Source organism: Streptomyces sp. NPDC002619 (assembly GCF_042889305.1).
Classification (GTDB): Bacteria; Actinomycetota; Actinomycetes; order Streptomycetales; family Streptomycetaceae; genus Streptomyces.
The window spans coordinates 86,291-106,471 of the sequence record NZ_JBIAQV010000015.1 but is presented as its reverse complement, the minus strand read 5'-3'; the positions used below and the strand labels follow the sequence as shown (position 1 = coordinate 106,471).

Here is a 20,181-nt window from a genome sequence, read left to right as displayed (position 1 = left end):
GCAGGAGCCCGTCGTGTGCTCAGTGATCGACGCCCGGCAGCGGGTTGGCGGCCGTGCCCTCGGTGCTCAGCAGCACGACCACCGAGGACGGGCCGAGCCCCAGCGCCGTACGGCGTTCCTCGGTGCTCCCGCCGGTGAGCACCGCGCGAAGGCCGGCGAGTGTCGCGGCCCCGCACGGACCCGAGGAGACACCCAGAGCGGCGAGGCGGGCGGCCGCGCGGGCGCTGTCCGAGTCGGGGACGGCGACCGCGGCGTCCAGCCCGCCGCGCAGATGGGGCCAGGCGATGCTGGACGGGGTGCCGCAGTTCAGCCCGGCCATGGTGGTGTGGCCGGTGGTGACGCTGACGGGTTCGCCCAGGGTGAGGCTCTGGAGCACGCAGGCCGCGGCTTCCGGCTCCACCGCCAACAGCGCCGGAGCCCACCCGGACGGGCGGCTGCGGTAGTGCGTGAGGACGGCCTGGGCCAGTGAGCCCACACCCACCGGTATGGATACGAGGTCGGGTCCCCCGACGACCCCTTCGTTTGCCAACTGCCGGTCGATCTCGGCGCAGAGGGTGGAGTAGCCCTCGACGATCCACCCCGGGATCTGCTCATAGCCCGCCCAGGCCGTGTCCTGGACCAGGACCCCGTCGGGTGCGGCGGCCGCCTCGGCGGCCTGGCGTACGGCTTCGTCGTACGGCCCGCAGACCTCGGTGACCTTCGCCTGCTCGGCGACGATCGCGGCCACGGCCTGCGGATGTACACCTTGGGGAACGAACACGTGGGCGTGCTGTCCGAGCAGGCGTGCCGTGCGGGCGACGGCGCGGCCGTGGTTGCCGTCGGTGGCGGTCACCAGGGTGACCGGGCCCGGCTCGTCGTTGCTCGTTGCCCGCTCCGCAAGGACGCGGTGGACCGCCCAGGACGCGCCCAGCGCCTTGAACGCGGGCAGCCCCAGACGGCACGACTCGTCCTTGACGAAGACTCGGCCGACCCTCAACTCCGCGGCGAGCGGCGGGAGTTCGGTGAGCGGAGTGGGGACGTAGCCGGGCAGCGAGGAGTGGAAGGCCCACACCTCGGCGGGTGCGGGTTCACACCGCCAGGCACGGGCACTGGGCTGACCGAACCACGGCAGCAGAGGGAGAGCGGGAGGGTTCTGGGACACATGGCCAGCATGCGGCTCCCTCCTGTGATCGGTCCAGCGAATGCTTTCGACCTCACCGCGCCGCGGGGACACCGAACCGCGTCAACTGCGCGACGGCGGAACCCGGTACAGAGGAAGTCGATCCTTTCGCTGCGACCGGCATGACGGGTGGGTGAGGATTGTGGTCATGGGTTTGTCGACGGCGTTCACAGAACTGTTCGATGTCGAGCATCCGATTGCCCTGGCCCCGATGGGCGGGTCGGCCGGTGGCGCCCTGACGGCGGCGGTCTCGCGCGGCGGCGGGCTCGGACTGCTGGGCAGCGGGAACGGGGATCAGGACTGGCTGGCCCGCGAACTGCCCCTCGTGGCCGCCGAGGGCGCGGGGAAGCCCTGGGGCATCGGCTTTCTGACGTGGCAGATCGACGTCGACGCGGTGGCGCGGGCGCTGGAGCACAGACCCACGGCGGTGATGCTGTCGTTCGGCGACCCCGGTCCGTACGTGGAGCGCATCCGCAGCGCGGGCACGGCGCTGATCATTCAGGTCACCGACCTGGAGGAGGCCCGCAGGGCAGTGGATCTGGGCGCCGATGTGATCGTGGCGCAGGGCACCGAAGCTGGCGGCCATGGCGCCCGGCACGGGCGGTCCACGCTGCCGTTCGTACCCGTCGTGGTGGACCTGGCCGCGCCCGTGCCGGTCCTGGCGGCCGGCGGGATCGCCGACGGGCGCGGCGTGGCGGCCGCCCTGGCGCTGGGGGCCGCCGGCGCGTTGCTCGGCACCCGTTTCCAGGCCACGACCGAGGCCTTGGTCGACCCCGCGACCGCCAAGGCGATCGTCGAGGCACAGAGTGAGGACACCGAGCGAAACAGGGTGCTGGACATCGCGCGCGGCTCGCGGTGGCCGGCGCGGTACACCGCTCGCACCCTCGCCCACCCGTTCCTCGATCGCTGGCGGGGCCGGGAGGACGAACTCGCGGCTGCCCCTGATGCCCAGCGGGAGTACTGGGACGCCATGGCACAAGGCACGATCCCCGCACTGCCGGAGTGGGCCGGCGAGGCCGTCGACCTCATCGACGACCTGCCCTCCGCGGCCGATCTGGTCGCCACCCTGGCCGCCCAGGCCGAGGATGCGCTGGCCCGCGCGGGGCGGCGCTGACGGCGATTGCCGTAAGCGGCGATCACGAAGAACTGCTGCGCGACCCGGGCCGGGACGTCCTCACTCAGGGCGCCGCGGTGGCTGCTCCGGGATGGCCGGGGGTGTGTCCTCGCCTCCGTCGGACAGGGGCGGCGGTGGCGAGGGTTTCGTGCCGAAGAGGTGTTCCTCGAACAGGTCCATCGCGATCAACAACGCGAGCATCAGTACCGGAACAACCAGGGCCAGAACCATGGTCGCCTCCCTGTACGGCTTGCCGTATCGCGCGGTCACCACGCGATACGGCGGAACCAGGCACGCAGGGCAAAGAGGTCGGCGAGCGTCCGACCGCCGCCTCCGTGCAGTCATCGTCACCCGGATGCCCGAGGTCCGAAAGCGCACATCGACGGCACGAGCGCCTCCCTGACACACGTCGACGACGTCATCGGCCTTGGCGGAGCGCTGTGCCCGGGTACGGCACCCCGTGCGGAGCAATCACCCGGGCTGGGCCAGTCGGGTGAACGGGCGCCCCGTCTCGGCGCGCAGATGCAGGGCCGTGGCTGCTGCGGAAGGATCGGCAGAGGTGGTGTCTGCCCTGCGGACTGTGCGGGGATTGCCGTCGGCCGGTGTCTCGGCGTCTGTCCGAGCTGGGGGTATTGCCTGTCCCGGCCTTTGTTCCGGAGTATCGACATGCATGCCAAACATATTTTGTCCCGTTATTTGACCACTGTTGGATCGCCGGCGGGCGACTCGGCAGCGCCGCTGGCGTCCGCTGCCGACTGGGGCCTGTTGCTCATCAGACTGACGTTCGGCCTGCTCATGGCCGCGCACGGCGCTCAGAAACTGTTCGGATCGTTCGGCGGCCCCGGCCTCACGGCGACCGGCAAGGGGTTCGCCGCTCTCGGTTACCGCCCGGGAAAGTTCTTCGCGGTGATCGGCGGCCTGTCCGAGTTCCTCGGCGGTCTCGGTCTGGCCGCCGGGCTGCTCACTCCACTCGCGGCCGCCGCCCTGATCGGCGTGATGATCAATGCCATGGCGACCGTCACCGGCGCGCATGGTCTGTGGAATGGGGACGGCGGGGTGGAGTACAGCGTGTGCATCACCGTCGTTGCCCTGGCCGTTGCGGCCATCGGCCCGGGAAGGCTCGCCGTCGACCGGTACTTCCGCTGGGGCCAGGGTGGCTGGAGAGAGGCGGCGACTGCCCTCGGCCTGGGCGGGGGCGCCGCCGCGCTCACACTGGGCCTGTGACCTCTCAGGGTGTAGGATATTCATCAGGCGATGAATTATTGCTCTACTCAGAGGTGGAGCCGTGATGGAGCGGACGACGTGTTGCGTGGTGGGGGGTGGGCCGGCGGGGATGGTGCTGGCTCTGTTGCTGGCGCGGGCCGGGGTCGCCGTCACCGTGCTGGAGAAGCACGGTGACTTCCTGCGTGATTTTCGCGGCGACACGGTGCATCCCTCGACGCTGGTACTGCTGGACGACCTGGGCCTGGCGGAGGGTTTCGCCCGACTCCCGCAACGACGGGTGCGTACCGTTCAGCTCCCGGTCGGGGCCGACCGATCACCGGTCACGGTCGCCGATCTCGGCGTGCTCCACGGGCCGTACAACTATGTGGCGATGGTGCCCCAGTGGGACCTGCTGGACTTCCTGGCGGACGAAGCACGGCGAGAGCCGTCCTTCGAGCTCCGGATGAGCACCGAAGCCACTTCCTTCCTCGTCGAAGGAGGACGGGTGACGGGCGTGCGCTACCGAACCGCCGACGGCCGGGTCGGCGAGTTGCACGCCCTCCTCACGGTCGCCTGCGACGGCCGAGGATCACTGGCGCGCACTCGGCCCGAACTGGGCCTGCGGCGTTTCAGCTGCCCGATGGACGCCTGGTGGTTCCGCCTGCCCCGGCGTGACGGGGACCCGCGAGGTCTCGTGGGTGGCGCCGGAGACCGTTTCCTGACCGCGATGATCGACCGCGGGGACTACTGGCAGTGTGCGGCGCTGATCCCCAAGGGCACCGACACCGAGCGCCGCGCCGCCGGTCTCGACCGCTTCCGGGCCCAGTACGCCGCCGCCGTCCCCTGGATCGCGGACCGCACGCAGCACCTGCGTTCCTGGGACGAGGTCAAGCTCCTCGACGTACGTCTCGATCGGCTGCGGCGCTGGCACCGACCCGGCCTGCTCTGCATCGGCGACGCTGCGCACGCGATGTCGCCCGTCTTCGGCATCGGCATCAACCTCGCTGTCGAGGACGCCGTGGCCACCGCCCGCTATCTGACCGGGCCGCTGAGCCGGGGGAGCGTTGGGCTGCGTGACGTGCGTGGTGTGCAGCGCCGCCGCCGACCCACCACGGTCGTCACGCAGACCCTGCAGCGGATGGCCCACGCCGGCTTCATCGCTCCCGTCCTGCAGGGGCGACCGCCCCTGGGGAACGTGGACAGGGCCCGACGCCTGGCGACTCTCCCGGCCGGGGCGCGGTGGATACGCCGTCTGCCCGCGTACTTCATCGGATACGGCGCGCTCCGAGAGCGTCCCCCGGCCGCGGCCGTCCGCCAGAACCCGCCCGCGGGACTGCGCAAGGCCGACGCTGCCGAGCATGGCCAGTAGGGCCTGCACGAGTCCGCGGCAGCCGGAAAGGAATGGCGGATACTGGGCCCCGTGTTGCTCTTGTGAACGACATCGAGCATCGGAGCGTGACATGAGCGCTGCGACCATGACGACAGCTGTGTCGGAGAACGTGCGGGCATTGCGCCGGACGGTACCGCCGCCGCTGTTGCTATCCGCTTGCCGAACGCGCCCTTGCCTGCGCGGACCTGGCGCCCGGGTCCCTGGTCCCTGGTCCCTGGTCCGAAAGATCGCCGCGGATGTACGGGAGTACGTGGGCGGCCGGCGGAACGACGACTTGGCCATGATCGTCGTACGACGTGACGCGGCTCCGTCGGCCTGAGCGTCGGCCGTGTCGCCGGCTTGTCGGATTCAGGACCAGTTGATCGCGCCGCTGCGGTCGATGAAGCGGCCCGAGCCGGCGCCGGGCTTCTCGGTCGCCAGGCGGACGATCGCGTCGGTGCCTTCGGCGACGCCCGGCAGCGCGGACGAGGCCAAGTTCAGCTTGATCTAGCGCGGAACCCCGGGCGTTCACGACTCCGTTGGGAAAGGGACGAACCGCCAGCCGTGGTGGTCACTTTGGCTCACGGACCCGCAGGTCAAGTGATCCACTCCCAGCCAGAGTGCGAGCCGGGATGCCCGCCCTGTCCTTTTGCCAACGGAGTCGTTCACGCCCGGGAGGAAGCGCTTCTCTGGATTGCTCTGACCCGCAGGTTTCCACGGGTCCGCACTGTTGACCTCAGCCGGGACGCTTCTGGTTCTCGATGTACTCCTTGATGATCGACAGCGGGGCGCCGCCGCAGGAGGCAGCGAAGTAGGACGGGGACCAGAAGTGATGGCCCCACAGGTACGTGCGGATGTGCCCGGGAAACTCTCCCCCAGTCTTCGACCGGGAGGTACCCCAGCCGGAGCCTGCGGGCGGAGACACCTTTGAGGGAGCCGACCAGCCGGGACAGGGAGACCTTCGGCGGGTAGTGCACCAGGAGATGCACGTGGTCGGTCTCGCCGTTGAACTCGACCAGCTCCGTTTCGAAGTCGGCGCAGACGGCGCGCATGACTTCCTCGCAGCGTCGAAGGATCTCGTCCGTGAACGGCCCGCGCCGGTACTTGGGTGTGAAGACCAAGTGTGCGTGGAGGGTGTAGACGACCGTACGGCCCCTGCGGATATGGGGGTTTGACTCCCAGCGTGGTGACATAGAGCAATGATATGATCACGGTCGTGAAGATCGTCGTGCAAGTGAAGCTGATACCGGAGGCCGACCAGGCCACCGCGCTTCTCGCGACCCTGCACACGGCCAACGAGGCCGCGAACTGGGTGTCGGCAGTCGCGTTCGAACGCGGTGTTCCGCGTGAATACGAGCTGCGCAGGCACACCTACGCCGAACTTCGGGCGCGGGGGCTGGGAGCGCAGGCCGCCCAGCACATCATCAAGAAGACACGCGACGCCTACACCACACTCAAGGCCAACATCCGCGCCGGGAACCTCGGCAAGCCTGGATCGAAGCGTCGCGTCAAGGCCGAGACGAAGCCCATCACCTTCCGGCGCGAGGCCGCGCAACCGTATGACGAGCGGTGTTTGAGCTGGCAGTACGACGCGCAGACCGTTTCGATCTGGACGACCGCCGGGCGTGTCAAGAACGTCCGCTTCGCCTGTTCCCCGGATGCCCTCAAGATGCTCCGGGAGCACCGGCAGGGCGAGTCTGATCTGATCGAGCGTGACGGCGTGTTCTACCTGATCGCGACCTGCGACGTTCCCGAGGCCGAGCAGTACGAGCCCGACCACTTCAACGGCGTAGACCTTGGAATCGTCAACATCGCCACCACGTCCACCGGCTACCAGGCCGCCGGGCGTGGCCTGAACCGGCACCGCAAGCGGCAACTCGACCTGCGCCGCAAGCTGCAGGCCAAGGGCACCAAGTCCGCCAAGCGGCTGTTGAAGAAGCGCAACCGGCGCGAACAGCGGCACGCCGCCAACACCAACCACATCATCGCCAAGACGATCGTGACCGAGGCTGAACGCACCTCGGCCGGACTCTCCCTGGAAGAACTCAAGGGAATCCGGCAGAGGGTACGGCTCCGCAAGCCCCAACGGGTCGCACTGCACTCCTGGGCCTTCGCCCAGCTCGCAGACTTCATCGTCTACAAGGCCCGCAGGGCCGGCGTGCCCGTGGTCTTCGTTGATCCCGCCTACACCTCGCAGCAGTGCTGCGAGTGCGGCCACATCGACAAGAAGAACCGGCCAAGCCAGGCCCGCTTCACCTGCCGGAACTGCGGGGTCGTTGCCCACGCAGACCGGAACGCTTCCCACAACATCGCCCGCAAGGGCGAGGCTGTGTGGACCGCGGGGCGTGAGTCACGCGTCCCTGCCACCCCATAAGGGTGTCTGGACGGAGGAGCCCACCCAGCAGCCAGTTGGGCGCTACCTCCAAGCCCGGTCCCTTAGGGCCGGGTCAAGTTGACACTCGCCATGACTGCCGATGCCGACAGCACGCCCGCAGCCGCTTTCTGACCGCAGGGCGAGTGAGAGAAGTGGTGGATATCATCACACAACGATCGCGCGCACGAGCATGGCGTAATGGTCACTCGGGATGTCCGGATCGGGTGGGCGCGTGGGGTCCGGCTCCAACGTCGCTATGTCGCCGCCTTCGCGCACGACCGCGTCGATGATCCTGCCCAGAATGCGATCGGCCTGGCGCAGGTGCTCTTCAGGAGTCCGCACGCTCTGCCGTGCCATGGTCTCGATGCCATGACGCGGTCGCCTGCCAGGCCTGTCGAGCGCCTAGACGCGCTCGGGCACCCCGTAGTTCAAGCCTTTGAGGGACTGCTCGCCCTCGCCGCCGGCGGGCGCACCATGAAGACGTCGACGGGGTCCTCGGTTTCTATGACGAATCCGTGGCGCTCGTAGAGCCGGCGGGCGGCACTGCCCTGAAGGACGTTCAGGCCCACGGTCATGCCCTGTGCGTCGGTCCCCTCCAGCACCGTACGCAGGACAGCGGATCCCAGCCCTTGGCCCTGGCGGTGCGGGGCAAGGTAGAAGTGCTCCAGCCACTGCCTGTCCTCGGCGGGCCGGACGGTGACGCAGCCGACGAGTTCGCGGTCGATCACGATGATCGACGTGTGCTGCGGGGAGAAGCTGTCCCGCAGCCGCTGCCGCACCCGGTGCTCGTCGTAGCGCCCGAGGCGTTCCAGGTCCGCACGCATCACCGTGGCCCGCAACTCCGCGATCACCTCGATGTCCGCCGTCCCCGCGGAACGCAAAGCCCAGCCCGCGGCATGCCCCGGCGCGGCCCTTGCAGGCACCACCCCATCCGGTCGCGCCCCGATCCCCACCACCCCAGCACCCATGGCCGGATTATCTCAGTCCGGTCCCGGCGGAGACCGGACTCGATGATCCACCACGGGCCGCCGAGCTGTGCTACGGTTTCTGTGTTGCAGTTGTGGTACCCATGAACCTATGTGCGCCTGACGGGAATGTTTCTCCTTCAGGCGCATTATTTGTTTTACCGGCATCTCCGGATGGGGCCTCTGCCGGACCAGAAGGAGCAGGACATGGCACAGGGAACCGTCAAGTGGTTCAACGCCGAAAAGGGTTTCGGCTTCATCCAGCAGGACGGCGGCGGCCCCGACGTCTTCGCTCACTACTCGAACATCGCGACCCAGGGCTTCCGTGAGCTGCAGGAGGGCCAGCGGGTCTCCTTCGACGTCACGCAGGGCCAGAAGGGCCCGCAGGCGGAGAACATCGTCCCCGCCTGATCGCCGGACGCGTATCCACTCACCGGGGTCCGCACCGTCATGGTGCGGACCCCGGTTTGTGCTGTTTCCAGGAAGGCAGATAACTGCATGTCCCGCAGGTCCCAGAAGCCGTACCGGCGCGCCTCGTCACCCACACCCTCCCCGTCGTCGCCAAGGGAATTCCGGCTGCCGGAAAACACGACACCCGCCCTTCCCGCCGTCGAGGACTTCGCCGGTATGGACATGCCCGCGGGGCTGCTGAAGACCCTCACCGCGCAAGGCGTCACCACCCCCTTTCCGATCCAGGCCGCCACGCTGCCCAATTCGCTGGCCGGACGTGACTTGCTGGGCCGGGGACGCACCGGCTCCGGAAAGACGCTCGCGTTCGGGCTCGCGCTCCTGGCCCGTACGGCCGGACTGCGCGCGGAGCCCAAGGCACCGCTCGCCCTCGTGCTGGTGCCCACCCGTGAACTCGCCCAGCAGGTGACCGACGCGCTGACCCCCTACGCGACGGCGGTGAACCTGCGGCTGGCCACGGTGGTCGGCGGCCTGTCCATCACCAAGCAGGCCAATGCGCTCCGGCGTGGCGCCGAGGTGGTCGTGGCGAGTCCCGGCAGGCTCAACGACCTCGTGGAGCGCGGTGACTGCGTGCTCGGCAGCGTACGCATCACGGTGCTGGACGAAGCCGACCAGATGACCGACATGGGCTTCCTGCCGCAGATCACCAAGCTGATCCAGCAGGTACGGCCCGACGGACAGCGCATGCTCTTCTCGGCCACCCTGGACCACAACATCGACCGCCTGGTGCAGCGGTTCCTGACCGACCCCGTGGTGCACTCCGTGGACCCGTCCGCGGGAGCGGTGACCACCATGGAGCACCATGTGCTCCACGTCCAGGACGAGACCGACAAGAAGGCCGTCACCACGCGTATCGCGGCCCGTGACGGTCGGGTCATCCTCTTCCTCGACACCAAGCGGTCCGCGGACCGGCTCACCAAGCGGCTCCTGGCCGTCGGCGTCCGCGCGGCGGCACTGCACGGAGGCCGCTCCCAGCCGCAGCGCAACCGCACCCTGGAACAGTTCAAGAACGGCCAGGTCACCGCGCTGGTGGCGACGAACGTCGCGGCCCGGGGCATACACATCGACGACCTCGACCTGGTCGTCAACGTCGATCCGCCCGCCGACCACAAGGACTACCTCCACCGCGGCGGCCGTACGGCCCGCGCCGGCGGCTCCGGCAGCGTGGTCACGCTGGTCCTGCCCGAACAGAAGCGAGACATCACCCGGCTCATGTCGGACGCGGGCATCCGCCCCCGGACGGCCCGCATCACGTCGAGCGACGTGGAACTGGCCACCATCACCGGTGCCCGTGAGCCATCCGGCGTGCCCGTCATCATCGAGGTCCCCGTGCCGCCGGCCCCGGCGGCGTCCCGCGGGGGCAGGAAGCCCGGCTCTGAGCCCGGCAAGCGGCCCGCCCGCCGACGTAACGGCGACAGGGCAGGGGCGGCGACAGGTGCCGCGAACGGGACGGGCGGCCGGAACGCGGAGCGCCGCGGCGCGGGCGCGGCGGCGGCTGGTGGCGGTACGTCCGCGACCGGCCGACGCGGTTCCACGCGCCGGGCGGGAGTAGAGGGAGCCACGGGTGGCGCCGCCGCGGCAGGAGGCCGCAGCGCCGACCGCCGGAGCACGGCCCGTGGGGCGAACGGCGCCGGGACGGACAATGCCGTCCGCGGATCCGGCCGACGAGCGGCGGCCGGCAGGGCCACGGGCGGCGCTGCCGGCGCGGGCGGTCGCGGCACCGATCGCCGAGGCACCGGCCGCTCCTAGGGCCTGTTGCGAAAGTCCCGTCGTCCGCCCGGAGGGCGGGCCCGGCGGCGTCAGGTGCGTGCTCTCGGCGTGCCGGGTGCAGGCCCTCGTACTGGACGTACTTGGGTCTGTGCCCGGTGCGGCGAGAGTGCGTGCATGGCGTCGCGGGGCAGGCGGGACTTTCGCAACAGGCCCTGGACCTGGCGTGGCCTCGGCCCACGCTCACGCGGAGCCGGCGGCGCCAGACGTGTGTGGGGTGCGTGCACAGAGCGCACGCACGCCACACAGGCCGCAGGAAGGGCGGATCACCAGGAGCGAGGCGTCACTTGAAGCGGACCACCTGCGGGTCGTGGTCGCTCGTCTGGTCGTGGAACTCGGAGTTGATGTGGACGACCTCGTAGTCGGGCTTCTTGACGGCGGGGGAGACCAGGATGTGGTCGAGGGTCTGCGAGTTGCCGTCGTACACGTAGCTGTACCGCTCGTTCACCGGCAGGGTGTTGATCAGGTCGGTGAGGATTCCACCGGCGGTCAGCTTGGCCAGGGGGTTGGAGTACTGGTAGTCGTTCAGGTCCCCGAGGACGACGACCTTGGCCTTCGCGTCCTTGGCGAGCAGGTCGGAGACGAACGCGTGGACTTCTTCGGCCTGGGCCGTGCGCTGGGTCTCGGAGCTGAGCGTCGGCGGCTGGAAGGCTCCGTGAACCGGCTGGTCGCCACCCTTGGAGTTGAAGTGGTTGCCGACGACGAAGACCTGCTCGCCGCGGAAGGTGAACTCACCGACCAGCGGCTTGCGGCTGCTGTGCCACGCGTCCGAGGTCGGGTCGATCCTGCCCGGGGAGACCGAGAGCCGGACACCCTTCTCACCGTCACTGACGGCCTCGACTCCCGTGGTGGAGTCGCCGCCCGACCGGTCCACGAAGCTGACGCGCTGCGGGTTGAACAGGAACACCGTGCGGATGTTGCCGCCGGGCTCGCCGCCGTCGGAGTCGTTGACCGGGTCGATCGACCGCCAGTCGTACGCCGGGCCGCCGGCCGCCTTGATGGCGTCGATGAACTGGGTGATGGTCGCGTCGGCCGCGACGGTGCCGTCGTCCTTGGCGCCGTTGTTGTCCTGGATCTCCTCGAGGCTCACGATGTCCGGAGACGCGAGGTTCGTGACGACACCCTGGGCGAGCCGGTCGAACTTGCTCTGCGGGTCCGTCGGGTCGAGGTTCTCAACGTTGTACGTGGCGACGGAGAGCTCGTTGGACTTGCCGTGCTCCGCCACGTCCGGGGTCAGCCCACCCGGCACGATGGTGCCGAGCGCGGTCGCCTGGATGTTGTAACCGCCGAAGTCGGCGTAGTCCACGGGGCCCGTGGTCGTGCCCGAGAGCGTGTCTCCGACGTCGGCCTGCAGCTTGTCACCGGTGAGCGAAGTGACGAGCAGACGGCCCGAGTTGGGGTTGTCGTACCCGGTGACGACGGTGCCGCCGCGGGGCGTCGGGTTCTGCTCGGGCTTGGTGGTGATCCACGTCTCGTCGTACTGATTGGTGGCGCCCACCACGCGGGAGTCACCGATCCGCACCAGCATGCCCTCGCGGGACTCCAGCCAGTCCAACGCGTAGGCGTCGGGCTTCAGTTCCAGGGACTCGATGCTCCCGCCCTGGGCCTGCGGGGCGTAGGCGTCCGGCAGCGTGGCCGAGTCGATGACCTCCGCCGCCGGCAGCGCGTTTCCGGAGGACAGCACGATGGCCTTCGGGCCGGTCAGTTCGGTCACGGACTGCGTGCCGCTGCTCTGGCCCCCCGGGTAGTACTCGCTGACCTTGCCCGAGACCAGCACCGAGTCGCCGATCTTGACGACCGGGGTGGCGGAGCCCGTGTAGACGAAGATGCCCTCGCTGGTGGCGGCGTTCCCGTCCGTCTCGGGGTCCTGGATCCAGTAGCCCTTCGATCCGCTGCTGCGGACACCGGTCACCACGCCAGGCACGTTGGTGACGGTCTTGCCGCTCTGCGGGGAGATCCGGGTGCTGCCCTGGATGTCGTGGATGCGTACGCTTCCCGGCGTGGTGTCGGTGGGCGACGGCGTGGGGGTCGGCGAGGGGTCCCCGGAGCCGCCACCGGTGCTGTTGCGCGGGCTCGGCGTGGAGCCCGTGAAGTCGGCGGAGTTGTCGTCCGTGTCGGCGAGGCCGGCGCCGCGCGAGACGGAGGCGGTGTTGCTCGCCCCGGTCGCGGGACTGCCCTCACGCACCACGGCGGTGCCGAAGCCGACCAGGTCCTTGACGGTGCCGTCCGCCACACAGTCGGCGGCGGTCAGACAGGTGAGCGCGGTGGTGGAGTGCACCAGCGCCACGGTGCCGCTGGTCGCCGACATCGGGATGGCGCCGGTGGCGTCGGCAGCGGGCAGAGCGGTGTCGCCCGCGGTGCCCTTGGCCTCCTGGACCAGGTAGTTGCCGCCCGCGGGAACGGCTCCCGTGAGCGGTGTGACCTGCCACTTGCTGTTGGCGGTGGGTGAACCGCTGAGGTACTGCACCGACCAACCGCTCAGGTCGAACGGCGCGGAGCCCGCGTTGCCGAGTTCGATGAAGTCGTTGGTCAGGGAGGCGCCGGAGTTGCCACCGCCGCCGTACACCTCGGAGATGACCGCGTCCGGCGACGGCGCCGCCTGGGCCGCGATGGGAAGGGCGATCAGCGAACCGGCGATGCCGAGGGGGAGCGCTATGAGGCCGGCCTTGGCACCTCTGCCGCGCAGGGCCGGCGGTATGCGTGAAGACACGTGAGGCTCTTTCGTGCAGGAGTCGATGAGAGAACGACGCGATTGAACCGTGGGAGGTGGCAGGCGAGTTGTGGACCCGGAGAGAAGATACGCGCGTAGATTGCGGGCAACAAGAAGTTGGGCCTGCTGAGGGGGAAGCGTTTCCCCGACTGTTCGATGGATGTAACCGAAAGGCCCGCAGATCTACGTGAGGGGGCAGGTGGCCCAGCGCCGCGCCGGGCCCGATCGTGTTCGTCGCGCGAGGAGCCGTCGTCGCGGGCTCGCGTCAGCGACCTTGCGGAGGCAGCGATTTCGCGGAATTCCAGAAGCTCGACGCGCCGCATCAGGCGTGGGGCGTAACCGGTCCGGGACCACGTCGTTGACCAAGCGGTGCCACCTCTCAAGGCTGTGACGTTGCCTGGCCGTATGCCGCGCAGCCCACGGCTGTTGCGGACAGACAGACTCCGGACATACCGCATCGATCACCGTTCCCACGGTGTGGCCTTGCCGCCCGCAATGCCGAACCGGGGGAACAGCAGGAGCGATCCGCCATGACGCAACACTCGCGCAAGCGCCGTGCGCTACGTAGTGAGGAACCCGGCGAGCCTTCGCCGTCCGAAGATGGCCTGCAGCAGATCCGGGACGCACTGCCGCCGGCCCGCCACGCCCGTACCGCCGTGCCGGCCCCACGCCGTGTGGATGCCGCGGTTCCCGAGGAGCTGATGGCCGCCGTCGTCTATCACTGCGGCTACATCAGCAAGCACCTCGCCAAGGCCCAGCACCTCGGCTCCCAGCACAAGACCAGCATGGACGAGTGGCAACGCCTGGTCCTGTACGCCCTCACCGACGCTCTGGCCCACAACCAGCTGCTGGTCGGCGCGCTGGCCGCGTACCTTCAGCGGCAGGAGGTCGACGACAACCTCGTACGCCGCTACCTGCAGACCCCGGACCCCGACCGCTATGTCACACGCCACGCCATTGACCACCTCGACGGACTGACCGGCTCCCGGCCCGAGACCCCGGACGAACCGGCGTGGACCCACGTGGGCCGGTTGATCGCGCGCAACGCGCATGAGGCAGAAGCCGCCGGGCCGGACAAAAAGCCGCGCAGGTGACTGCGGGACGGCGCCGGCCCGCTCGTGCCAGGAAGCGTGTACGTACGCTTCCAGGCTGATCCAGCCGTACTTCGCCGCGGTCTCGGCGTCGACGACGCTGCCGTCGCCCGAGGCGCCTGGGTCCGGCGCATGAACGACTTCCTGTCCGAGGGGGAAAACTGTGGCCGCGCGCCAAGCAGGTGGCCGAGAGCGTCCACCTGCTCGACCACATGCGCCAGGTCCTCGCCACCACCCGCGAGGCCGGCATCCGCAGCTTCTTCGTCCCCCACCGCCGCACCGCCCCCGGTGACTACACCGACTGGGCCCACCTGTCCGCCTCCCAGGCCAGGACCGCGAAGACGAAGCTCTTCGAGAAGGGAACCCGGGGCGGCACGTTCCACCCCGACTTCCAGCCACAGGAGGGCGAGATCGTCGTGGCCGAGCACTGGTCCTCCAGCGGCTTCGCCAGCACCGACCTCGACCTGCTGCTCTCACAGCACCGCATCTCTTGGATCGTCCTGATCGGCATGCGCGCCAACACCTGCATCGACACCACCGCCCGCTTCGGCCAGGAACTCGGCTACCACGTCACCCTCGTCCGCGACGCCATCGCCGCCTTCAGGCCGGAAGAGATGCAGGCGACGTTCGAACTCAACGCCCCCACCTACGCCCACGCCATCCTCACCACCGACGAATTCGTCAAAGCCCTTCCACCAAACGCATCCTGACGGGCTGTCACCAAGGCCATCGACTCGGGGATGTTGCGCCGTCGTTCAGGTGCCGGGTCCGTGGGAGGTGCGGGTGCGGGCGAGGAGCAGGGTGACGTCGTCCGTCGGTGGGGCGGTGCGGTGGCTGTCGACGGCCGCCGAGCACAGCTCGTGCAGGGTCGTTGCCGGGTGGCTGAGGGCGGCGGCGAGGCGGTGGATCCCGGAGTCGATGTCCTGGGCGGGGGATTCGACCAGTCCGTCCGTGTACAGCGCGATCAGGGTTCCGTCGGGGATCTCCAGCCGGGCGGGTTCGAAGAGCGCCAGGCCCAGGCCGATGGGGACCCCGGAGGGGATCCTGGGCACGTGCGCCTCGCCGGCAGGACTGACGATGATGGGCGGGGGATGTCCGGCAGCGGCCATGTCGAGGAGCCGACCAGCGGGGTCGTAGACGGCGTACAGGCAGGTCGCGCCCAGTAGGTGGGGCTTGATGGCGAGGGAGTCCGTCTCCTCCTGCGCCATGCGGGCGACCGCGTGGTCCAGCCGGGTCAGAAGCTCGGCAGGCGGCAGATCCAGCTCCGCGAGGGTGCGCAGTGCGGTGCGGAGCGTGCCCATGGTCGCCGCCGCTTGAATGCCGTGGCCGACCACGTCGCCGACGACCAGGGCCACCCGGGCGCCGGGCAGCCGGATCACGTCGTACCAGTCGCCTCCCACACCGTGGTGGATGTCCGCGGGGCGGTAGCAGGCGGACACCTCGAGGGCCGGACCGCCGTACAGGCGGGACGGGAGGAGGTCGCGCTGCAGGGCCAGGGCCGCGGTGTGCTCGCGGGTGTAGCGGTGGGCGTTGTCTAGGCTCAACGCGGCGCGGTCGACCAGCTCCTGCGCGAGGACCAGGTCGTCCTCCTCGAAGGGGGCGGGATTGTCGGTCCGGGCGAACACCGCGATACCGAGCACGGTGCCGCGCGCCTGGATCGGCACCATCATCACGGTGTGCATATTGGTCTCGCAGATGACCTCGGCCCGCTGCGGATCATCCCGCAGCCAGGAGCTGAGGGCTGTGTCCATCATCGGCTCGAGGTACGACTCGCCCGAGGTCAGGACATGGGTGAACGGTGAGGACGGCGGGACGAAGACCGGCTGGCCGCGTTCCCACAACGACTCCGGAATGGCCTCATGGATCGACGCCACTCCCGCCCGGCGGAAAACGGGGATGCGCCCGGCGTCCGTCCCCAGCCGCGCCAGGGGCTCCTCGCCGAGTGAGACGGACTCCGCCAGATCCACGGTGACGTAGTCGGCCAGGCGCGGGACGGCGTAATCGGCCAGCTCCTGGCCGGTGTGCATGACGTCCAGGGTGGTGCCGATCCGGGTGCCGGCCTCGCTCAGCAGCGCGAGCCGCGGGCTTTCTGCCTGCCGGCGGGCGGCCGGGTCGGCGTCGATCGAGGCCAGCCAACGTGTGGTGCCGTCCCGTACGGACAACCGGGAGATGCGCAGGTGCACCTCCAGCCGATGGCCGCCCCGGTGACGCAGGTGTGCCGTACCGGACCAGTCCGCCGCACCGGCGGGAACGCGCAGGCCCGCGAACGACCGGCCCAGTACCTCCTCGGCGGCGTAGCCCAGGAGACGGTGGGCGTCCTGCGTCCAGCCGACGACCGTCCCGTCGGCGTCGATCACTGCCGCCGCCGTACCCTGACCCTCCACAGTCGTGCCACTCCTTGAGGGCGGGCCGTCGGGCGCGGGTCCCGAAGGGTTACTCACGGCACGCACATGCTCACGAGCCGGGGCTCGCCTACGGGCAGCGTACGGTGATCACGGGGTGAGACCGAGCTGCCGCAGCATGCCGAGCTCATCGCTGCTGCCCCAGCGCTCGACCATTTTCCCGTCCGCGAACCGGCTGATCTGCATACCCCGATAATGCACCGTCTTGCCCGTCGGACCGTGCCCCATCAATTCACCGAGATGCGTGCCCGTGATGGTGTAGGCGAACGCAATTTCGTCGTCGGTCGCCATGACGTGCTCGACCTCGACGTGCATATCGGGGAATGCACGCCTCATCGTGCCGAACATTTCCTCATAACCCTCGGGGCCCGGAACCTGTCCCGGGGCCGGGTCGTGGTCGACCGAATCGGGCGCGACGTATGCGTCGAGCTCGTCGAGCCGGTCATTGTTCACCGCTGATCCGAAGCTTTCCAAGACGGCAAAGTTGCTGTTGCGCGACATGACGCGGTCCTGACGTCGCAGTCCTGGGCGCGCACATCCACGACGGTGCACTCACCCCTTCTCATCATCCACGGTAGGTCTCGCGGCTGCAGGTGGCCTGCTGGTGGCGGGCAGGAAGGAGCCGACACCGCCGGCCGGTCCGCGCCTGTGCCCGCCGGGGACGCCGAACTCGTTCAACTAATCTGACCGTATGATCACGCTCGCTCAGCTGGCCGAGGACCCCCATCCACGACTGGCCCGGCTCAGAGCCACCGCCCCGGTGGCGTGGCTTTCGGCCCTGGGCGGATGGATGGTCACCTCCCGGGCCCTGGCGCTCGCCGTGATGCGGGACGCCGAGACATTCACCGTGGACGACCCCCGGTTCACGACCGCGCAGGTGACCGGACCCAGCATGCTCTCCCTCGACGGGCCCGAACACGCCCGCCACCGCGCACCCTTCACCGACCCCTTCCGTCCCGGCGCCGTACACGGCTCCTTCGCGGACACCGTCCAACATGAGGCGGGCCGCCTGCTGGACGGTCTCGCGGGACGCCAGAAGGCAGAGATACGGCGGGAGTTCGCAGGACCGCTCGCCGCCACGACGATGACGGACGCGCTGGGCCTGGACGGTGTCCCGGCCGATCAGGTCCTGCGCTGGTACGACGCCATCGTTCACTCCGTGCACGAGCTCACCGAGGGACGTCCGGCCGGATCCGAAGGCCCCGCTGCCTACGCGGCGCTGCGTGAAGCCGTCGCCCGCACGGTGGACTCCGCGGCGTCCCGATCCCTGCTGGCCGCCGCCGCGCAGGCGCTGGAGCTGCCGGACCTGACGGCCAACGCAGCCGTCCTCCTCTTCGGCGGGATCGAGACGACCGAGGCGATGATCACCAACCTGCTCTTCCATCTCCTGTGCTCACCGGAGCAGTTGAGGGAACTTCAGACGGAGCCGGAACTGCTGGACAACGCCATCGAGGAGTCTCTACGGCTCGAACCGGCCGCCGCCGTCGTCGACCGCTACGCCACGCGAGACGTGCGCCTGGCCGACACGGAGATTCGGAAGGGTGACCTGGTCACCGTCTCGCTCGCCGCCGCCAACCGCGATCCCGCCGTCTTCCCCGACCCCGACCGCTTCGACGTGCGCCGCCCCAACTCCCGTCAACAGCTCGCTTTCGCGCACGGTCCGCATTACTGCCTGGGAGCCCACCTGGCCCGGCTGGAGACCCGCATCGCGCTCCGTTCCTGCCTCGACCGTCTCGACGGCCTGCGACTCGACCCCTCTCGACCGGCCGCGGTCCGGGGCTTGGTCTTTCGCAAACCCCCTGGCCTGTGGGTCCATTGGGACCGCTGACGGGATGGCCCGCGCTCCAGCCTCCGTCCGCAGCGGACGACAAAAGGCAAAGGCAAGGAGGTTACCCACTCCTTGCCGCTCCCAAGGTATAGCGCACAGGGGGCCTTGCGGCAAGGCCCGGGTAGTGCCGCAGAATGGTCGACCAGGGCCAGAACCTACGGAAATGACAGATTCACGAAGTGCATGTGTTGTTGTCGATGTATGGATTGCGCGGAAAAGTCGAGTCGCCGGACTGCGCGGGCCGAAATCCAATCGCGTGGAATGGGCGTTTGATGATTGACGTGATCGTGGTCGGCGGCGGACCGACCGGCTTGATGTTGGCCTGCGAGTTGCGGTTGCACGGCGTGCACGTGGTCGTGCTGGAGAAGCTGACCGAGCCGACCGACCAGTCCCGCGGACAAGGCCTGCACGCGCGCAGCGTCGAGATGATGGACCAGCGCCTGCTGGACCGGTTCGTCGCAGTCAGTGAGAAGTTCCAGGTCGGCGGTTTCTTCGGCGGCATCATGAAGCCGTGGCCGGACCGGCTGGACACGGCTCACCCGTACGGCCTCGCCACCCCCCAGCCGGTCACCGAGCGGCTGTTCAACGAGCGTGCCCTCGAACTCGGTGCCGAGATCCGGCGTGGCTGCGAACTGATCGGGCTGAGCCAGGACGAACACGGCGTGACCGCCGAACTGGCCGACGGCACTCACCTGCGTTCGCGCTACCTCGTCGGCTGCGACGGCGGCCGCAGTACGGTGCGCAAGCAACTCGGCGTCGGCTTCCCCGGCGAGCCCGCCAAGGTCGAGACGCTGCTGGGCGACATGGAACTGACCGAGGATCCGGCGACGATCGACACCATCGTCGCGGAAGTTCGCAAGACCCAACTCCGGTTCGGCGTGATCCCCCGAAAGGGCGGGAACTACCGCCTCGTCGTGCCCGCCGACGGGGTGGCCGAGGACCGTACGACCGCGCCGACGCTCGAGGAGTTCAAGCAGCAGCTGCGGGCCACCGCGGGCACCGACTTCGGCGCGCACTCGCCGCGCTGGCTCTCCCGGTTCGGCGACGCCACCCGGCAGGCCGAGCGCTACCGGGTCGGCCGGGTGCTGCTGGCCGGCGACGCCGCGCACATCCACCCACCGACCGGCGGGCAGGGCCTCAACCTCGGCATCCAGGACGCGTTCAACCTCGGCTGGAAACTGGCCGCCGCGGTGGGCGGCTGGGCACCGGAGGCGCTGCTCGACAGCTACCACACCGAACGCCACCCGGTGGGCGCCCGCGTGCTCGACAACACCCGCGCGCAGATCACGCTGCTGGGGACCGATCCGGGTGCGACCGCGCTGCGGGAGCTGTTCTCGAAGCTGATGGACTTCGAGGAGGTGAACCGGTACGTGACCGAGATGATCTCCGCGGTCGGGGTCCGCTACGACTTCGGCGAGGGCCACGAACTGCTCGGTCGGCGGCTGCGGGACGTGGTGCTGAAGCGGGGCCGCCTCTACGAGCTGATGCACAGCGGCCGCGGACTGCTGCTCGACCAGACCGGCCGGCTTTCTGTGACGGGCTGGGCAGATCGGGTCGACCACGTCGTCGACGTCAGCGAGGAACTGGACGTGCCCGCGGTACTGCTGCGGCCGGACGGCCACGTGGTATGGGTCGGTGAAGATCAGCAGGATCTGCTCGGCCGGCTTCCCAAGTGGTTCGGCGCTGCCGCCGGCTGAGCGCGGAGTTACGGCACGAAAGGGGACCCATCTC

18 protein-coding genes and 1 pseudogene are annotated in these 20,181 nt (G+C 69.5%); 10 read left to right on the top strand and 9 right to left on the bottom strand.

Going from position 1 to position 20,181, the window contains the following annotated elements; translation table 11 throughout:
* Window positions 1–19 precede the first annotated feature (19 nt).
* Window positions 20–1,141, bottom strand: a complete 1,122-nt coding sequence (locus ACFYXB_RS23715; RefSeq protein ID WP_389585539.1) for a diaminopropionate ammonia-lyase — start codon at window positions 1,139–1,141, stop codon at window positions 20–22.
* Window positions 1,142–1,307: 166 nt separating this feature from the next.
* Here ACFYXB_RS23715 and ACFYXB_RS23710 point away from each other — a divergent pair, with 166 nt between their 5' ends.
* Window positions 1,308–2,273: an NAD(P)H-dependent flavin oxidoreductase gene (locus ACFYXB_RS23710; protein WP_389585537.1), complete on the top strand. Its 966-nt coding sequence runs from the start codon at window positions 1,308–1,310 to the stop codon at window positions 2,271–2,273.
* 60 nt (window positions 2,274–2,333) lie between these two features.
* On the opposite strand, the gene ACFYXB_RS23705 is transcribed toward ACFYXB_RS23710, so the two are convergent.
* A complete protein-coding gene (locus tag ACFYXB_RS23705) occupies window positions 2,334–2,504 on the bottom strand; it encodes a hypothetical protein (protein WP_389585535.1) in 171 nt (56 codons plus the stop codon).
* A gap of 564 nt (window positions 2,505–3,068) precedes the next feature.
* Here ACFYXB_RS23705 and ACFYXB_RS23700 point away from each other — a divergent pair.
* Together ACFYXB_RS23700 and ACFYXB_RS23695 are read left to right on the top strand one after the other, a co-directional pair.
* Window positions 3,069–3,497 (top strand): DoxX family protein, encoded by a 429-nt coding sequence (locus ACFYXB_RS23700; protein ID WP_389585710.1) that lies wholly within the window; start codon window positions 3,069–3,071, stop codon window positions 3,495–3,497.
* A 64-nt stretch (window positions 3,498–3,561) separates the two neighbouring features.
* Window positions 3,562–4,845 carry an FAD-dependent oxidoreductase gene (locus ACFYXB_RS23695; protein ID WP_389585532.1) on the top strand — a complete coding sequence of 428 codons (1,284 nt, stop codon included), beginning with the start codon at window positions 3,562–3,564 and terminating at the stop codon, window positions 4,843–4,845.
* Window positions 4,846–5,214: 369 nt separating this feature from the next.
* On the opposite strand, the gene ACFYXB_RS23690 is transcribed toward ACFYXB_RS23695, so the two are convergent.
* The gene (locus tag ACFYXB_RS23690; RefSeq protein ID WP_389585530.1) at window positions 5,215–5,340 is read right to left on the bottom strand and encodes a hypothetical protein; all 126 of its coding nucleotides are present in this window, start codon (window positions 5,338–5,340) and stop codon (window positions 5,215–5,217) included.
* A 241-nt stretch (window positions 5,341–5,581) separates the two neighbouring features.
* Window positions 5,582–6,038 (bottom strand): annotated as a pseudogene (gene tnpA / locus ACFYXB_RS23685) (IS200/IS605 family transposase).
* Window positions 6,039–6,049: 11 nt separating this feature from the next.
* Between tnpA and ACFYXB_RS23680 the strand changes: the two are divergent.
* Window positions 6,050–7,219, top strand: coding sequence for an RNA-guided endonuclease InsQ/TnpB family protein (locus ACFYXB_RS23680; protein WP_389585527.1), 1,170 nt, complete (start codon window positions 6,050–6,052; stop codon window positions 7,217–7,219).
* Window positions 7,220–7,384: 165 nt separating this feature from the next.
* On the opposite strand, the gene ACFYXB_RS23675 is transcribed toward ACFYXB_RS23680, so the two are convergent.
* Window positions 7,385–7,576 carry a hypothetical protein gene (locus ACFYXB_RS23675; protein ID WP_389585524.1) on the bottom strand — a complete coding sequence of 64 codons (192 nt, stop codon included), beginning with the start codon at window positions 7,574–7,576 and terminating at the stop codon, window positions 7,385–7,387.
* Between the two features lie 71 nt (window positions 7,577–7,647).
* The gene (locus ACFYXB_RS23670; protein ID WP_389585521.1) at window positions 7,648–8,187 is read right to left on the bottom strand and encodes a GNAT family N-acetyltransferase; all 540 of its coding nucleotides are present in this window, start codon (window positions 8,185–8,187) and stop codon (window positions 7,648–7,650) included.
* A 204-nt stretch (window positions 8,188–8,391) separates the two neighbouring features.
* Here ACFYXB_RS23670 and ACFYXB_RS23665 point away from each other — a divergent pair, with 204 nt between their 5' ends.
* Window positions 8,392–8,595 carry a cold-shock protein gene (locus ACFYXB_RS23665; RefSeq protein WP_023544341.1) on the top strand — a complete coding sequence of 68 codons (204 nt, stop codon included), beginning with the start codon at window positions 8,392–8,394 and terminating at the stop codon, window positions 8,593–8,595.
* 87 nt (window positions 8,596–8,682) lie between these two features.
* Window positions 8,683–10,401 (top strand): DEAD/DEAH box helicase, encoded by a 1,719-nt coding sequence (locus tag ACFYXB_RS23660; RefSeq protein ID WP_389585518.1) that lies wholly within the window; start codon window positions 8,683–8,685, stop codon window positions 10,399–10,401.
* Window positions 10,402–10,702: 301 nt separating this feature from the next.
* Here ACFYXB_RS23660 and ACFYXB_RS23655 read toward each other — a convergent pair whose 3' ends face one another.
* Complete coding sequence (locus tag ACFYXB_RS23655) at window positions 10,703–13,129, bottom strand: lamin tail domain-containing protein (protein ID WP_389585515.1); 2,427 nt, start codon at window positions 13,127–13,129, stop codon at window positions 10,703–10,705.
* 530 nt (window positions 13,130–13,659) lie between these two features.
* Between ACFYXB_RS23655 and ACFYXB_RS23650 the strand changes: the two genes are divergently transcribed.
* Window positions 13,660–14,223 (top strand): hypothetical protein, encoded by a 564-nt coding sequence (locus ACFYXB_RS23650; RefSeq protein WP_389585512.1) that lies wholly within the window; start codon window positions 13,660–13,662, stop codon window positions 14,221–14,223.
* A 179-nt stretch (window positions 14,224–14,402) separates the two neighbouring features.
* The gene (locus ACFYXB_RS23645; RefSeq protein ID WP_389585510.1) at window positions 14,403–14,930 is read left to right on the top strand and encodes a cysteine hydrolase family protein; all 528 of its coding nucleotides are present in this window, start codon (window positions 14,403–14,405) and stop codon (window positions 14,928–14,930) included.
* Window positions 14,931–14,975: 45 nt separating this feature from the next.
* Here ACFYXB_RS23645 and ACFYXB_RS23640 read toward each other — a convergent pair whose 3' ends face one another.
* Both ACFYXB_RS23640 and ACFYXB_RS23635 read right to left on the bottom strand, forming a co-directional pair.
* Window positions 14,976–16,604: a SpoIIE family protein phosphatase gene (locus tag ACFYXB_RS23640; RefSeq protein WP_389585508.1), complete on the bottom strand. Its 1,629-nt coding sequence runs from the start codon at window positions 16,602–16,604 to the stop codon at window positions 14,976–14,978.
* A gap of 108 nt (window positions 16,605–16,712) precedes the next feature.
* The gene (locus ACFYXB_RS23635) at window positions 16,713–17,123 is read right to left on the bottom strand and encodes an ester cyclase (RefSeq protein WP_351362030.1); all 411 of its coding nucleotides are present in this window, start codon (window positions 17,121–17,123) and stop codon (window positions 16,713–16,715) included.
* A 190-nt stretch (window positions 17,124–17,313) separates the two neighbouring features.
* Between ACFYXB_RS23635 and ACFYXB_RS23630 the strand changes: the two genes are divergently transcribed.
* Complete coding sequence (locus ACFYXB_RS23630; RefSeq protein ID WP_389585505.1) at window positions 17,314–18,450, top strand: cytochrome P450; 1,137 nt, start codon at window positions 17,314–17,316, stop codon at window positions 18,448–18,450.
* Between the two features lie 272 nt (window positions 18,451–18,722).
* A complete protein-coding gene (gene rox / locus ACFYXB_RS23625; protein ID WP_389585503.1) occupies window positions 18,723–20,147 on the top strand; it encodes a rifampin monooxygenase in 1,425 nt (474 codons plus the stop codon).
* The last annotated feature ends 34 nt before the right edge of the window (window positions 20,148–20,181 follow it).

Excerpts from the sequence above, each read along its gene's own strand:
- ACFYXB_RS23700 (WP_389585710.1), top strand. The coding sequence starts at position 3,069 with ATGGCCGCGCACGGCGCTCAGAAACTGTTCGGATCGTTCGGCGGCCCC.
- ACFYXB_RS23670 (WP_389585521.1), bottom strand. The coding sequence starts at position 8,187 with ATGGGTGCTGGGGTGGTGGGGATCGGGGCGCGACCGGATGGGGTGGTG.
- ACFYXB_RS23705 (WP_389585535.1), bottom strand. The coding sequence starts at position 2,504 with ATGGTTCTGGCCCTGGTTGTTCCGGTACTGATGCTCGCGTTGTTGATC.
- ACFYXB_RS23680 (WP_389585527.1), top strand. The coding sequence starts at position 6,050 with ATGATCACGGTCGTGAAGATCGTCGTGCAAGTGAAGCTGATACCGGAG.
- ACFYXB_RS23650 (WP_389585512.1), top strand. The coding sequence starts at position 13,660 with ATGACGCAACACTCGCGCAAGCGCCGTGCGCTACGTAGTGAGGAACCC.
- ACFYXB_RS23630 (WP_389585505.1), top strand. The coding sequence starts at position 17,314 with ATGATCACGCTCGCTCAGCTGGCCGAGGACCCCCATCCACGACTGGCC.
- ACFYXB_RS23635 (WP_351362030.1), bottom strand. The coding sequence starts at position 17,123 with ATGTCGCGCAACAGCAACTTTGCCGTCTTGGAAAGCTTCGGATCAGCG.
- ACFYXB_RS23710 (WP_389585537.1), top strand. The coding sequence starts at position 1,308 with ATGGGTTTGTCGACGGCGTTCACAGAACTGTTCGATGTCGAGCATCCG.
- ACFYXB_RS23665 (WP_023544341.1), top strand. The coding sequence starts at position 8,392 with ATGGCACAGGGAACCGTCAAGTGGTTCAACGCCGAAAAGGGTTTCGGC.
- ACFYXB_RS23695 (WP_389585532.1), top strand. The coding sequence starts at position 3,562 with ATGGAGCGGACGACGTGTTGCGTGGTGGGGGGTGGGCCGGCGGGGATG.
- ACFYXB_RS23660 (WP_389585518.1), top strand. The coding sequence starts at position 8,683 with ATGTCCCGCAGGTCCCAGAAGCCGTACCGGCGCGCCTCGTCACCCACA.
- rox (WP_389585503.1), top strand. The coding sequence starts at position 18,723 with ATGATTGACGTGATCGTGGTCGGCGGCGGACCGACCGGCTTGATGTTG.
- ACFYXB_RS23675 (WP_389585524.1), bottom strand. The coding sequence starts at position 7,576 with ATGGCACGGCAGAGCGTGCGGACTCCTGAAGAGCACCTGCGCCAGGCC.